We start from the raw sequence: 13940 nt of genomic DNA on the forward strand, positions 1-13940 counted from the left end.
AGGAACATGATGTAAAAGATAATCTTGCCCATCGTATCGACCTATGCTCACCGTCTAATGTCCGATCAGACCTGCCTGAGGAAAGACTACAGATTGCTGAGCAATCTGTTCCAGTTCGTTCAGAATCTGCAACCGGCCACCCGGGGTCCAGCATAACCGTTGCCAGTTCGAGATATCATGAACGTTACCATACAATACAGCAGGGGATCGATTCCATGATGCTGTTTGTTTCATGCGCCGGAACAGCTTCTCATTGGCAGGCTGAAGCGAAGCACGATGGATCAACAGGTAATCTGTGTCCAGCACAGGGATACTATCCGCTACATACTCATTTCTGGAACTTTCGGGAGATACAAGCTGAGCAGGCTGAAGTCCCAATTCAGCATACAACAAGTGATTTAATGGATGCGCGCCAGTCCCTTGTAAGCGAATGAACTGATTCGTAACCTCCATCAGAGCCAACCTGTTTTGTCCGAAATAGGGTTGCAGGTTCAGGCTTGCTTCAAGCTTGCGAAACGCAAGTTCTTTGAAATTTAGCAACGCTTGTTTCTCACGTCCGACCAGTTCGGCGATGCGAATATGGTTCTCTTTCCAGTCATCAGTGGACTTCAAGATGATGGTGGGTGCAATACTTTTCAGTCGATCGTAATAGGGCTTGTGGTAAAAGTCACCGATGATCAAGTCTGGCTTCGCCTGCCGAAGTTGGTCTAATTGTCTTGTTAATCGGCGTTCTTGTTCATATTCATCCGCTTCTCGGTCAAACATTCCTTCACCTTCCAACACAGCTACCGGACGCAGTCCAAGCGAGGCCAAGTTCTCATGGAATCCCATAATGGATGCCGTAGCTACGCGAAGTTGATCTCTTTTCATATATACGCTGGGAGCAATCCCCAAGGTTTGTTTGAATTTACGGCTAAAATAATACTCATTGCCATACCCGACAGATACCGCGACGTCTTTGAGGACACAGGATTCCTCTGTCAGCTGTTTTTTGGCTTCGTTTATACGTAAACGATTCAGGTAATCGGTCGGTGACATGCCTTTGGCCTTCTTGAAACTGCGTGAATAGGAGCTGGGTGTGAGTCCAGCAATCTTGGCAAGCTGATCCATGCTGATTCCTTCACTCATGTAACGTCGCATATACATAATACTGCGTTCCAAGGCAGGGTCCACTTTCTCATGATTGGCTTCCAGCCTGTTCTCTGAGAGAAATTGCAACAGCTCATGCAGCTGGCTATGTATGCTGATAAAGTGATCTGGTTGAAGACCGCGATAGGTTTCATAGAGTTGTTCCAAACGTAATACAGCCTGCTGCTCATGACGAACCAGCAATCTGCCTGTCTGCCAATCCAGCGGGAAGGCGGGTGAAGAGGTCATTTTCCATTCACCGCGCACTTGCTGCAAACAAACCGTATCCATACTTAGCAATATACATTCGGTCACATTTGAGCGTGCAGCAGCCTCGATGCTTGTTCCTGGCTTCAGTACAAACAAGCTGCCCGCTTGCGCCGTATATGCTGTATCATTCAGGACCAGAATACCGTCTCCTTGCAAAATAAGACAGAGCATGGGCCGTGACACCGTCTTGCCTTGCACACGGAAATTCTCCCCACGACGCACACGGCACATGGAGGAGAGGAGCGGTAGAGATGAGGTTTCAGCAATGAAGGGAAACTGTTCAGTCATACGGACCATCCTTTTGTCTTATTTTTCTTAATGATAACAATTATCATTCTCATATGGAAGATGTTTTTGAAAAATAGTTTTCGACAACCCAAAAAGGACTACCAGGAGCCATGATGGCTGCAAGGTAATCCTTTTTGTTACGGACATGTCCGTTGAATGGGCTATACGCCTGAATCAACATATATGTTAGTACGGTGTCACCAATAGAATATTGTCTAGGAAAACGTCACTCATTACTTTTTTCCCTGTTCCACCCGTTTGCACGTGATACAAGCGATATTGATCTTTGGCATTAATGTAGAAGAGGCCCGCAACATCATCTCTGATATGGAATGCATCCCATTCGTCCCCGGTAAGTTTCGTTACCTTGAGAGCTGTATTAACCGAATAGAGTCCGTTGTTGCCCGAGATGTATGCAGCCGTAGATGTACCATTGGTCAACTGATTCGCCACATACGTTACATTTGTCAGGTTCAGGTTGGCAGACTTGGTCACTTTGTTGCCCGAGACCGTTTTCGCATAAGCCTTTTTGTCTGCATCGATAAGGACAACTTTGTCTGTACCTAAGGCACTTACTTCACGAACGCTTTTGTTATGAAGCTGAAGTGTTTTGGCTGAAGTTGTCAACGCAAACGCTTTGCCTTTGGCATAATTGTAATCCTTATTGCTGTCGAGAACGATTCCTTTGTTATATACGTAAAGATTGTTTCCCCAACCACCGGAATATACAGCATTCACATCCAGTTTGGCTTTGGGATTAACCGCAGTTGCTTTGCCAGTGTTGTAGTTCACCTTATACATGACAACAGCATTGGTAGAATAGAAATCCTCGTAGGGGTCTGTATTTACCATCAGTTGCAGTTCGTTTTTGGATTGATTTGTAAAATAACGTCCTTCTACTGCGCCTGCGGCAATCCGCTGCACAGCACCAGAACCGTTGGACGTTTTGGACACGATCCACGTGTTTCCATTAACCAACGCATTATAGTAGGCACGCCCTTTGGTTACCAGGAGGAATGGGAAGTCGGTATCAGCCTTGTCAGCAATCTTGGTGACAGCTGAAGCGTTACTATTGCCATTCGCGCGATAAATGGTACCTGTAGCATCCAGATAATAGATGAATCCGTTATCTGTATAATAGCTGAGTACATCTGTAGCAAATGTCTCTGCCGCATCGCTGGACCCGTCATTCGGAACCCGAAGCAGTGTTGTGGAAGAAGCAGTCTGCGTGTAGTAGAGATAAGAGCCTGCCGCGTGCAAGTCCACACCTTGGAAATCAATTAATACTTCTGTTGTATTGCTGCCATCCGCGGATACTTTGTACAAAACGCCGTCGGATTCATAATACACTGTGGATTGGCTAAGTGAAGCTGCCTGGGCTGAGGTTCCACCTCCCAATGTCACTGCTGCAATGAGTGCAAATAACAGCAATGTACAGATGGTGCGTTGTAAGTATGTATGCCTTGTTTTCATTCGTTCATCGTCCCCTTCGTTCTTCTATATGTATGTCGTTAATTCCTTATGTTATATCGGTAAACTATGGAAGATATGTTAGATCTCAAACATGAAAAAAGAAGAGGATGAAATTGAATTTCACACCTGTCCAAACCTGAAATTGAATTGCGCATGATGCTGCCAATCCCCTCCCAAAGCGTTCTCCGCCTGACATGATCGTGATAACATTACACTCAACCAGAGCAGAGGCCAACTGACAATCCAACGACAGGAGTGAAACGATATGATGAACATAGCAACGATCGGTACAGGGTCCATTGTAGATGGCATTTTGTCCGCGATCAATGAACTGGAAGATGTTACGTGTACAGCGATGTACTCCCGGAAGAGAGAAACAGCCCAGGAACTTGCGGGTAAATATGGGGTAAGTACCATCTATACGGACCTGGAACCCCTATTTTCAGATACAAATGTAGATCTCGTATATATTGCTTCACCAAACAGCATGCACTACGGACAGGCCTATCAGGCACTTCAACATGGCAAACATGTTGTCTGCGAGAAACCGTTCACGTCCACGCTTCAGGAAGCAGCCACGCTGATTACACTTGCAAAAGAAAAGAATCTGTTGCTGTTTGAAGCCATCTCCAACATTCATCTGCCCAATATTAAAGTCATACAGGGGCAACTACCAAAGCTGGGTCCGATCAAACTCATCCAGTGTAACTACAGTCAATACTCGCGCAAATACAATGATCTGCTGGCAGGGGAGACACCGAACGTATTTAATCCACAATTCTCTGGTGGCGCGCTGATGGATATCAATATTTATAATCTGCATCTGGTCATGAATCTGTTTGGCAGTCCGAATACCGTATCGTATACCGCAAATCAGCATGCAAACGGCATTGATACATCAGGTGTTGTGGTTCTCCAATATCCGGAGTTTATTGCGGAATGTGTAGGTGCCAAAGACACAAACAGCATGAACTTTGTGCTCATTCAGGGTGAGAAAGGTTATCTTCAGGTTGTGGGAGGAGCAAACGGTTGCCAGGAGATCAAGCTTCAGATCGGGAACGAGCCTGCTGAGGCGTATAATGCCCAGAGCCAATCCAATTGGCTGTACTATGAGTGGGAAGCGTTCAGGGACGTCCATGCAAATGGGGATTACAAAAGGTGTTACGAATTGCTCGAACACAGCCAGTCTGTGATGAGTGTACTTATGAGTGCGCGTAAGGATGCCGGGATCGTATTTGCAGCGGACCAACGTTAATCGTTAATACGTATCGCTAATGCTGCCCATGTATAACATGTCGAAAAGATAGAGTACCGAGACCATCGAAGACATTTTGGACAGCCTTAATTGTTCATTGTATCCGTAAGCCAGTAACGTTTCATCACAATGTCTGGAGAGGGTTGAATGGTTGTTGCCCGTGACTGCGATGACTTTCATCTGTTTGTTGCTCAGCACTTTGGCAGCTTCAATCATGGATTGGTTCTCACCTGTGTGTGATATAACAAAAGACAGCGTCAGGTTATTGGGGTTCATCGTGTTCAAATAATGCATGTTCGGACTATTGTGAGCAATCGCAGATATGCCGAGTTCATTCCATTTGGCACAAGCCTGTTGAGCCAGATAATAATTCATATCACTGCCATAGACATCAATGCGTACGGATTCTTTGACCCAGTTCGCGATTCGTAACAAAACAGGAGCGTTTAACATCTTGCGGGTATCTTCCAGCGCCTGCTGGTACAGGTAAGGAACCGAGTCGATGGCAGCCAGCACGTTCCCTTGTTCTGCAATTGCATGATCCTGCGTTTGCAACGCGGAGGGCATCTGTTGATATTCCAGAGCAAGCTTGAGCTGAAAGTCTGGGTACCCCTTGGTACCCAGCTTTTTGCATAAGCGAACAATGGTGGATGAGCTTGTATAGGTCTGCTGAGCCAGTTCATGGGCTGTAGAATCAAATACAACTTCGGGATTGTTCAGGATATGGTTCACAATATGTTTCTCCTGTGCCGTCAATTGTGAAGCATATTTTAATTTTTGAAGTAGTTTGGATTCCATACCGTTGTTCCATTCCTCTCTAGAATCATCCCATAACATATATCTCCACATCATAACCCGCGTATATTTATTTCTCAATCTGTATAGCGGAGCGACAGTGTAAATCTGTTGAATTTCCTCGCTACACTCCACATCATTTAGATCTGACTTTCCGCCAGTTGTTGACGACTATTCCATAGCGTGACGAAACGAAGGAGAACCACACTAATGAGCATAAGCACTGCTCCAATCATGAGTAACATCCAAGGACCAATCAGCAGCATGCCACTGGCTTGACCAGCGACTAAGGCAATGAGGGGAAGGACAATTAATCCGCCAAGCTGATAGGCTTCCTGGAACCCACGGACCTTGGCCGAGATCAGGACGTTTAATAAAATGACCATAAGACTGCAAGCAGGAACAACCCACACCACAAGTATGATCCAATTCAGATTGGGAAACATCAACGTTCCAAACATGGGGTACATCAGAATATTGGCAATGATTCCGTAGATCAGGAAAGTAACCCAGGATAATAGAATGGAAGGGATCAGGGCAGCTAGCACTTTGCCTTTAAAAAGAGTGCTCATACTGATCGGTGTGAATAACAACCCTTCCAGCGTCTTGCGTTCCTTCTCACCAGCGAAACTATTGGCCGTCAGAATGCTGGAGGCCATCACCGGAATGATGAGAAACAAGGGAGCGAACATATACATGGCCAAGTAATAGACAATACGATGATTATCTGTAGGCATGGAAGCAAGCTGAGGAATCTGTCCACTTTGGGTTAACGCATCCAATGATTCAAGCAGAAAGCTGATGTTGCCCAGTGAACGAAGTTCCATTCTGGAGGCCGCCCACAGGAGGGCAGAGGGCATAATGATTCCAATAATCAGTGGAACGATCAACATGGGCAACCAGAGCTGAACGCTGGCTGTGACGGACCGGATATCTTTACGTACCAGTGCATGTATGGCTTGGCGGTTATTCATGGTGGTGTGCCTCCCTTATGGCAAAATAGATACTTTCCAGATCACTGCCCGTGATGCGGGCCTGATAAACTTGACCATGCTCCGTTAATTGCCTTAGCAGTAATGGAATATCTTCACGCGATGTAAGCTGAAATGTCGCTTGATGTGCGGAGATTATTTCAGGCGTAAAGTCGGTTGCCGTGTGCCATCCATCGGGCATTTCGGCTTCTACTTCGAGCTTCGGAGTGGACAGGTACCGGCTAACAATCTCCTGTTCCGTGCCTTCCTCCACGATGCGCCCCTTTTCCATGAAAATATAATGATCACAGACGGCTGACAGTTGGGACAGCACGTGGGATGAGACCAGAATTGTCATCTTTTCTTCCTTATTTAACTGACGGATAATGCGCAGTACCATCTGAATTCCATCCGGATCCAGGCCATTGGTGGGCTCATCCAGAAACAGGATGGAAGGACGGTGCAGGAGTACTCGTGCAAGGCCCAAGCGTTTCTTCATGCCTGTGCTATAGGTGCCGACTTTTCGATGCTGATAATCCTGTAGCTCGAACAGAGTTACAAGCTCGTCGATTCGTTTCTTGGCACGCTTCAGGCCAAAAACATCTGCGAAGAAAGTCAGATTGTCACGCCCGCTCATATTTTCATATAATCCACTTTGCTCGGTAAGGGTGCCACACATGGCCAGTACTTTCTCCGCCTCACGAGCGGTGTCCAATCCGTTAATGGTTACCTTTCCACCGGAAGCGCCCAAGACCCCATTCATGATGCGGATCAGTGTAGTTTTGCCCGAACCGTTGGGTCCAATCAACCCGGTGACACTGCCTTGTTTAACTGTGAAACTGACATCATGCAGTGCTTGATGCACCTTGAATTGCTTGGATATGTTGCGTATTTCGATCATGTATATTCACCGTCCGATCTGAGTTTGGAGATTATACGTGCGGTCGGCTGATATCGTTCAAATGGACGAAAAAAAATATTTTCCTCCTCCAATAGTCCCGAATGAAGGATGCATATTTACCCTGAAGTCTGTCTGAAATCGGGTCTCAGGTTTGTTTTCTCTCTGCCTTGTAACATGTATCCTTATTTTAGGGGTAGAACATCCGTTTCATTGCTATTCATAACGTGGTAATGAAAGATAAAAGGCCTTACGTCTCATGAATGCCTGAAATATGCATATAACGCCGGTCTTGGTTATCCAGGGCTGGCTTGATGTGATGTTATGGCGCCCCTGTAACGGGGAACGTCTGTTTCTAGCAATTACATAATAAATTCGTCTAACACATCCATATGAATACATCATATGGGTACATATTGTGTTTGGACGTAGAGGAAGGTGAGTGAGTCATGACAGCATCCAATGAATATCGTTTTCAAGTGAATCTGAGTGGGATGATCCAGATTTTATCCAACCATCTATATAGCAGTCCTAAAGTGTTCTTGCGAGAACTGATGCAGAATGCGACGGATGCAATTACCGCACGAACGGAGGCGGAGCCAGGGTATCAGGGTGAAGTGCGAGTTGAACTGACAGGAACAGGTGAGCAACTGACCATGATGGTGGAGGACAACGGCATCGGCTTGACTGAAGCTGACATCCATGAATTCCTGGCCATGATTGGACAATCCTCGAAAAGGGGGCAGCAAGCGCTGCTGGACGGAGAGACTTCGTTTATCGGGCGTTTCGGGATCGGGTTGTTATCCTGTTTCATGGTGAGTCACGAAATTGTCATGCTGACGCAATCCGCGAAGGGCGGCCCTTCGATGGAGTGGCGGGGCAAGCCGGATGGCACCTATACGATTCGACAGTTGGACACACAGCTGTCCCCGGGGACCAAAGTATATCTGCGTTGCACACCGGACGCGGCGCACTACTTTGAACCAGATTATGTGAAAGAAGCTCTGTTCTATTACGGAGCGTTATTGCCGTATCCGGTCACGTTGCATCATGACGGCGCGCAACATGTGGTGAATAGCGAGACACCGATCTGGCTGATGGACCCTGCGCTCGCACGTTCACGCAGATCAGAGGTATTGGCTTTTGGTGAACGTCTGCTTGGCGAGCAGTTCCAGGACTTCATTCCGTTGACGACAGCTTCAGGTCGTACCGGAGGTATTGCTTTTGTACTGCCACACGCGGTTAATCTCAATGCCAAGCGTTCTCACCGGGTTTACCTGAAGCGAATGCTGATTTCGGAGAAGGCTGAGAACATTTTGCCAGAGTGGGCTTTCTTCGTGAAATGCCTGATCTGGACAGATGAGCTTCAACCGACGGCATCACGGGAACATTTCTATGAAAATGAGAAGCTGGAGGAAGTTCGCTCCGAACTCGGAGACGCACTTCGCAAAGGACTGGCTGACATGGCTGAGAGCCAGACGGAACGGCTGCAGAAGCTGATTCGCCTGCATGCTCTGTCCATGAAGGCACTGGCTGTGCAGGATCAGGCATTCTACGCGATGATTCATCGCTGGCTGCCATTTGAGAGCACGAGGGGTCACCGTGAACTGGGTGAGCTGATCGATGAAGGAGAGACGTTGTATTTCACGTCCTCTGTTGATGAGTACCGTCAGATTCATCATGTAGCTTCCGCACAATCGATGCTGGTAATTAACGGTGGTTATATCTATGACAGCGATTTGATGGCGACACTGCCGATGACCGTGCAAAACGTGCACACGGAGCGGTTACAGCCGGATCAGGTCTCGATGAGTTTCACCGATGTGCCACCCGCTGAGCGTAATCAGTATTATGATGCGTTGAGACTAGCCGATTCTGCCTTACAGCGCTTCCGTTGTCGAGCTGAGGTGAAAGGTTTTAAGCCATCGGATCTGCCGGTGTTGTTCACGTTGTCTCAGGAGTCCTCAACACTTCGTGCGCTTGAAAAAGCAAGCGAGGAGAGCACGGAATTATTCTCGTCTGTTCTGGGTTCATTGTCTTCTAACATGAGTTCAGCAGGGTACTCAACCTTGTATTTGAACGTGAGTAATCCAATCATTCAGCGGGTACTGACATCACCGGATGATCAGATGACGCCGATTGCCATCGAAATGTTATACGTCAATGCACTGATGATGGGGCATTATGCCATGAGCAAGCAGGAGCTTGAAGTGTTAAATCAGGGCATTGTTCGTTTTATTGATTGGGGTTTGCGTGCAAATACGGACCGTAAGGGGGATGCTTGATGAAGACAGAGATGGATTTTGAAGAACTGATGGACGAGGCCTATGGCTTGCCCAATGGTCCGGCGAAGCTCGGTATGCTGGAGGAAGCAGCAAGAGTTGCTGATGTGAACGGCATGGAGGAAGAGGCATACGAAGCAAGATCGGAGATTGTGGAGACAGCAACATTCTGCGGTTATCCGATGAAAGCACTGATTGCTTTTTCTTGGCAACTGGGCAAGTTCGACCAACAGCCCGAAGAATATGATGAAGAAACGTTAATGTGGTCGTACAAATGGATATTGGGCAAGATGCCCGACTTCCCGGAAATATCACGCGAGAAGATCCTGGAGTTATTGGAGGATTTCGGACGGCGTTTCAAGTCCTACGGTTACAGCGAACGCTCTTACTGGTATTATCGGTTCCGGATCTTTATGGATTTTGGGGAGCTGGAGGAAGCGGGACGCAGTTATGATCGATTCAGAACGATGGATCGTGACTTCATGAGTGACTGCGAAGCCTGTGAGCAGGATGAGATTATGCGTTATTTCTTGTTAAAAGGAGATGATGAGAAGGTGTTGGAGGTGGCACAGCCTATCCTGAAAGGGCGTATGAGCTGTGCAGAGATTCCTCATCTGACTTTGTCTGAAATTTTGATGCCGTTATATCGGTTGGGACGGACTGCGGAAGCAGATAAACATCAGACCAAGGGATATCGCCTGATCAAAGGCCAGAACGATTTTGTGCAGAGTTTTGCGGAACAGATGGATTATCTCACACGTATGAATCCGGCGAAAGGCATTGATGTGCTGGAGGAAACACTGGTGTTCGCTACCGATCATGAGGATCCTTACGCCAAAATGTTGTTTTACGCCAGAGCAGCATCGTTGCTTCGCCGCTGGGCGGAAGAATCTCCGGAATACCGATTGCGTCTGCCAGCGTCCTTCCCGTATGAAGGCGATCCAGGCGACCTGCTCAAGCTGGCCGATTACTTTGCGGAGCATGCTCAGACCGCTGCAGCCAAGTTTGACCAGCGCAACGGGAACCGCCATGTATCTTCGTTGATCGAATAGAGACGGATGTAACTGAGTAACAGATTTTTATAATAAGTTAGGATAAGTAACGAAACAGGCTTGTTCAAGAAGGATCGTACCCTTCTGAACAAGCCTGTTTTTTCTTCCATCATAAGCATGATAAATCTAATCCGGTATGAAGATGTTTCATTTTTATTGTGTTGAAGTCGCAGAAGTTACCGGCGCTGGTACTGGAACCGGTGCAGTTTCAGATGTCTCCTCTGCAGCTTCGGCTTCTTCAGCAGGTCCTGCTTGCGGCTGCTGAGCAGCCATCAGTTCAGCGACGATTTGATCTGTTGGTTGGGTAAGCAACGCATACATGATCGCAGCCTCTTCCTGACGAATCAGAGGTTTGCGGGAAAGGAAATCAACAGAACCATCCTCCAATACCTTCACCTCAGGTCCATGGATACCAAGCTTCGCCATCATCTGAACGGCTGGTACAGCCCATGGGTCCGTGTGTCCCGCAAGTTTGACATCCGTGAACAGTTCACTAGGATATTGCAGTTGGAGAATTCTCCACATCATGACCATGGCTTCCTGTCGGATAATCACTTGATCCGGCTTAAACTGTTGTTCGTCCGTGCCAGTAATCATACCCATTTCATATCCAAGTTGAATATATCCGGCTGCTGCATGGTCGGCCCAGTCGGTGCCTGCAGGAGGTGTTGTTTTGCTGGGCTTCAATCCGCTCAGTTTAAGCGTGTTCTCAATAAATTCAGCTCGTGTCACAGCTGATTTCGGTTGGAAAGACTTGTTAGCATCATTTTCATAATATCCAAGAGATTGTATGGCATAGATTGCTTCAGCATAAGGACTGTTCTCACGAACATCCCGGAATCCCATAGGCTTTTGTCCTTTTTTCTCATAACCCATTGGGTTGAGGTAAGGTTCTTTCATATAGATGGTTCCATCAGCATTTTTCTTGAATGCTGTGAATTGACCGGTCAATTCATCTTTGAAGAGATTATCTTCCACTTGAATCAGGTTGCGTTGACCCAGAAAGACGTCCGATATGCTCAGTTGTCCAGGCTCTGTACCAGCATTTTTCAGGGAGCTGACGATCGTGCTAATTCGCAGATCCGCGTACAATCCGGTGAAGCGTTGCAGCTCAGCTGCGGATTGCGGCGTGTATTCCTTGAACTGTACAGGCTCTGCATATTGCGGGAAGAAATTCTGAATGAATGCCGGGTAGAACAGATTACGAAGTGCTCCATTTTGATTATACGTCAGGAAAACGCCTGTATTTTGCTCGGGAATAAGGAAGAGATAAGAGCTGAATCCGTTCAGGTCGCCTCCTTTTGTAATAACTTTTGGACTACTCCCTGCACCGGGAAGCTGAAATGCAGCTTCGAATCCATAGGTGGTGTTTGGTAACAGTGGGTGAATGGAAGAACGGTACTGTTCCATGCTTTTCACCGTGGATTCCTTGAGAATCCGCTCGTTGTCCTTCACGCCATCATTCAGGAAAGCGATCATGAACTTCCCAATGTCTTCTGCGGTAGACAACATGCCGCCTTGAGGCATAGGTGTTGGAGCGATGGTGTACAGATCAAGCGGATTGTGTGCCGCATCATAGCCAGTAGCCAGCTGCTTTTGGAACTTTTTGTCCAGCATGAAACTGCTGTTATCCATTCCCAGCGGTTTGAAGATATGTTGTTGCATGTAGGTTTCAAAGGGCTCACCGCTTACATTTTCAACAATCATGCCAAGCAGCAAAAACGAGAAATTATCGTACATGTAGGCGCTACCAGGCTCTCGAACGACAGGAGGCATATGTTGCTTTGCGTAATCCTCCATCGCTATGTACTTGTCGAAATCAGTATGGATGTCTTCCTGTTGCGGATCACGAATCTCGAATCCGGTCGTGTGTGTGAGCAGGTTCTCCACAGTTACAGGTTTGTCAAAAGGATTATCGAATTCGAGCCCTTTCACATAGGTCTGAAAATCAGCTTGCAGATCAACCTTGCCTTGCTCCACCAGCTGCATTACAGCTGCTGATGTGAACGTTTTGGAGACAGAGGCTACACGGAAGGCAGTTTTTTTCGGATCGATAGCTGTTTTGCTCTCCACATCGGAGAAGCCAAATCCCTTTTCTGCCAGAACTTTTCCATCCTTCACAACAACAACGGAGGCTCCAACATAATGGGGCTTTGCCTCAGGTGAATCGAAGAATGAATCCAGAAATGCTGTAGCTGATTCGGTTGTCAGCGCTTTCGTCTTTCCTTGTTCAGCAGCGACTGGAGTCGCGGTCTCCGCCTGCACTGCGGGTACCGACAGACTGAGAGACAGAACCACAGCCATAAAAGCTCCTGTTATGGAGGTGAACCTGAAACGGGTCTTTCGTTTGGATAAATGCATGCAAACACTCCTTTATGAAAATATTTACAAAATAGTTACCTACCCATGTATTACTGATTACTCGCACGATAGGTTTCACGATAATAGATTCCAATGTTGGCAATCCAGATCACAGAGATCACTACAATCGGGAATGGAGCAAAGGTAAAGAGCATCGAATATAGAACCATAGAGACCATTCCAACACCAAGAAGTACATTCATCATCTGAAAAGAACGATAGGCTGCGCGATAGACAATCCATTTCTCGCCTTCATCCAGCTTCTCAAAATGATCCTTCTTCATATTGCGCGAGTTCAGATCCAGAGTGCGCTCAGGATAATAACGGTTGTATCGCTTCACAGTCAGAGTTTGCACGACGACAACGATGATAATAGAGATACACGAAGCAACGAGATTCAAGAGGTTGAACAGTTCTGGAGAATTCGGCATGGTTCGGTTGGATGCATACAAGGACAAGGCAAGTGCTGCCCAGGTAAACGTAAGAATAACGCTGAATCCGCTGAGGATCATCGCTTTTCCGAGGGAGCGCTCTGCGGGAGAGATGATTGAATCGGAATCTCCATAAGCATCATCTTCCATGGGAGGGACAGATGGCGTACGGGAGAGACTGAAAATGTTCCACACCGTCATAACTACTACAAGAGCCGCCAGTATTGCGAATAAAAGATCATAGTCATAATACACGGACAGCGTCCAGTTCAAGTCAGAAGGGAGTTTACTGACTCCGCTAGCTCCAAGAAAACCAACTACAGCGCCACCTGCAGCATACAAGGGAAGACGCAACCGCTTTTTGATGGACGAGGATGATGAATTTTTCATTTTAATCTCCACCTTTCAGTTCAAAGATTTTTTCGACAGGTTCACGAAATACATGTGCTATTTTTAGTGCCAGAACGACCGACGGAGAGTAATCTCCACGCTCAATCAGGGCAATGGTTTGACGGGATGCACCAATAAGTTTGGCCAGTTCTGCTTGGGATAGCCGGTCTCTGGCTCGTAACTCCCGAACGTGATTGTGTAATTCTTCCACTTGCTCACCTCCATGGATCTAATGTATATGATATTTGACTAAATGTAAACTATAATATACAAAATGTTAAAGATCATTTACTTATGAACGTTGATAATGGACATGAAAAAGAGAGCCTGCTGGGCTCCCTTGGAT

11 protein-coding genes are annotated in these 13940 nt (G+C 46.9%); 3 read left to right on the top strand and 8 right to left on the bottom strand.

Translation table 11 applies throughout. The features are described from left to right. Positions 1–54 precede the first annotated feature (54 nt). Both MKY92_RS06715 and MKY92_RS06720 read right to left on the bottom strand, forming a co-directional pair. Positions 55–1686: a helix-turn-helix domain-containing protein gene (locus tag MKY92_RS06715; protein WP_339299822.1), complete on the bottom strand. Its 1632-nt coding sequence runs from the start codon at positions 1684–1686 to the stop codon at positions 55–57. Between the two features lie 186 nt (positions 1687–1872). Further along, positions 1873–3159 carry a DUF5050 domain-containing protein gene (locus MKY92_RS06720; protein WP_339299823.1) on the bottom strand — a complete coding sequence of 429 codons (1287 nt, stop codon included), beginning with the start codon at positions 3157–3159 and terminating at the stop codon, positions 1873–1875. Positions 3160–3427: 268 nt separating this feature from the next. Between MKY92_RS06720 and MKY92_RS06725 the strand changes: the two genes are divergently transcribed. Beyond that, positions 3428–4414, top strand: coding sequence for a Gfo/Idh/MocA family oxidoreductase (locus MKY92_RS06725; protein ID WP_339301718.1), 987 nt, complete (start codon positions 3428–3430; stop codon positions 4412–4414). A 3-nt stretch (positions 4415–4417) separates the two neighbouring features. Here the strand turns inward: MKY92_RS06725 and MKY92_RS06730 are convergent, their stop codons facing one another. From MKY92_RS06730 to MKY92_RS06740, 3 genes are all read right to left on the bottom strand, one after another. After that, complete coding sequence (locus MKY92_RS06730; RefSeq protein WP_339299824.1) at positions 4418–5212, bottom strand: MurR/RpiR family transcriptional regulator; 795 nt, start codon at positions 5210–5212, stop codon at positions 4418–4420. Positions 5213–5349: 137 nt separating this feature from the next. Beyond that, positions 5350–6183, bottom strand: a complete 834-nt coding sequence (locus tag MKY92_RS06735; RefSeq protein ID WP_339299826.1) for an ABC transporter permease subunit — start codon at positions 6181–6183, stop codon at positions 5350–5352. Then, positions 6176–7081, bottom strand: a complete 906-nt coding sequence (locus MKY92_RS06740) for an ABC transporter ATP-binding protein (RefSeq protein ID WP_339299828.1) — start codon at positions 7079–7081, stop codon at positions 6176–6178. The genes MKY92_RS06735 and MKY92_RS06740 overlap by 8 nt, the downstream gene beginning before the upstream one ends. Positions 7082–7527: 446 nt before the next feature. On the opposite strand from MKY92_RS06740, the gene MKY92_RS06745 reads away from it, so the two are divergent. Next, positions 7528–9363, top strand: a complete 1836-nt coding sequence (locus MKY92_RS06745; protein ID WP_339299829.1) for an HSP90 family protein — start codon at positions 7528–7530, stop codon at positions 9361–9363. Then, complete coding sequence (locus MKY92_RS06750) at positions 9363–10412, top strand: hypothetical protein (RefSeq protein WP_339299830.1); 1050 nt, start codon at positions 9363–9365, stop codon at positions 10410–10412. Before MKY92_RS06745 ends, MKY92_RS06750 begins: the two co-directional genes overlap by 1 nt. A gap of 153 nt (positions 10413–10565) precedes the next feature. Here MKY92_RS06750 and MKY92_RS06755 read toward each other — a convergent pair whose 3' ends face one another. The 3 genes from MKY92_RS06755 to MKY92_RS06765 are packed head-to-tail and all read right to left on the bottom strand — an operon-like array spanning position 10566 to position 13805. Further along, positions 10566–12773, bottom strand: a complete 2208-nt coding sequence (locus MKY92_RS06755; RefSeq protein WP_339299832.1) for a serine hydrolase — start codon at positions 12771–12773, stop codon at positions 10566–10568. A 50-nt stretch (positions 12774–12823) separates the two neighbouring features. Continuing rightward, positions 12824–13594: a DUF3169 family protein gene (locus MKY92_RS06760; RefSeq protein WP_339299833.1), complete on the bottom strand. Its 771-nt coding sequence runs from the start codon at positions 13592–13594 to the stop codon at positions 12824–12826. Between the two features lies 1 nt (position 13595). After that, positions 13596–13805 (bottom strand): helix-turn-helix transcriptional regulator, encoded by a 210-nt coding sequence (locus MKY92_RS06765; protein ID WP_017690042.1) that lies wholly within the window; start codon positions 13803–13805, stop codon positions 13596–13598. Positions 13806–13940: the final 135 nt, after the last annotated feature.

Source organism: Paenibacillus sp. FSL R5-0623 (genome assembly GCF_037974265.1).
In the GTDB taxonomy this organism is placed as follows: domain Bacteria; phylum Bacillota; class Bacilli; order Paenibacillales; family Paenibacillaceae; genus Paenibacillus.

Bases quoted from the DNA above. Each gene is read 5' to 3' on its own strand.
- MKY92_RS06715 (WP_339299822.1), bottom strand. From the start codon at position 1,686: ATGACTGAACAGTTTCCCTTCATTGCTGAAACCTCATCTCTACCGCTC.
- MKY92_RS06720 (WP_339299823.1), bottom strand. From the start codon at position 3,159: ATGAAAACAAGGCATACATACTTACAACGCACCATCTGTACATTGCTG.
- MKY92_RS06725 (WP_339301718.1), top strand. From the start codon at position 3,428: ATGAACATAGCAACGATCGGTACAGGGTCCATTGTAGATGGCATTTTG.
- MKY92_RS06730 (WP_339299824.1), bottom strand. From the start codon at position 5,212: ATGGAATCCAAACTACTTCAAAAATTAAAATATGCTTCACAATTGACG.
- MKY92_RS06735 (WP_339299826.1), bottom strand. From the start codon at position 6,183: ATGAATAACCGCCAAGCCATACATGCACTGGTACGTAAAGATATCCGG.
- MKY92_RS06740 (WP_339299828.1), bottom strand. From the start codon at position 7,081: ATGATCGAAATACGCAACATATCCAAGCAATTCAAGGTGCATCAAGCA.
- MKY92_RS06745 (WP_339299829.1), top strand. From the start codon at position 7,528: ATGACAGCATCCAATGAATATCGTTTTCAAGTGAATCTGAGTGGGATG.
- MKY92_RS06750 (WP_339299830.1), top strand. From the start codon at position 9,363: ATGAAGACAGAGATGGATTTTGAAGAACTGATGGACGAGGCCTATGGC.
- MKY92_RS06755 (WP_339299832.1), bottom strand. From the start codon at position 12,773: ATGCATTTATCCAAACGAAAGACCCGTTTCAGGTTCACCTCCATAACA.
- MKY92_RS06760 (WP_339299833.1), bottom strand. From the start codon at position 13,594: ATGAAAAATTCATCATCCTCGTCCATCAAAAAGCGGTTGCGTCTTCCC.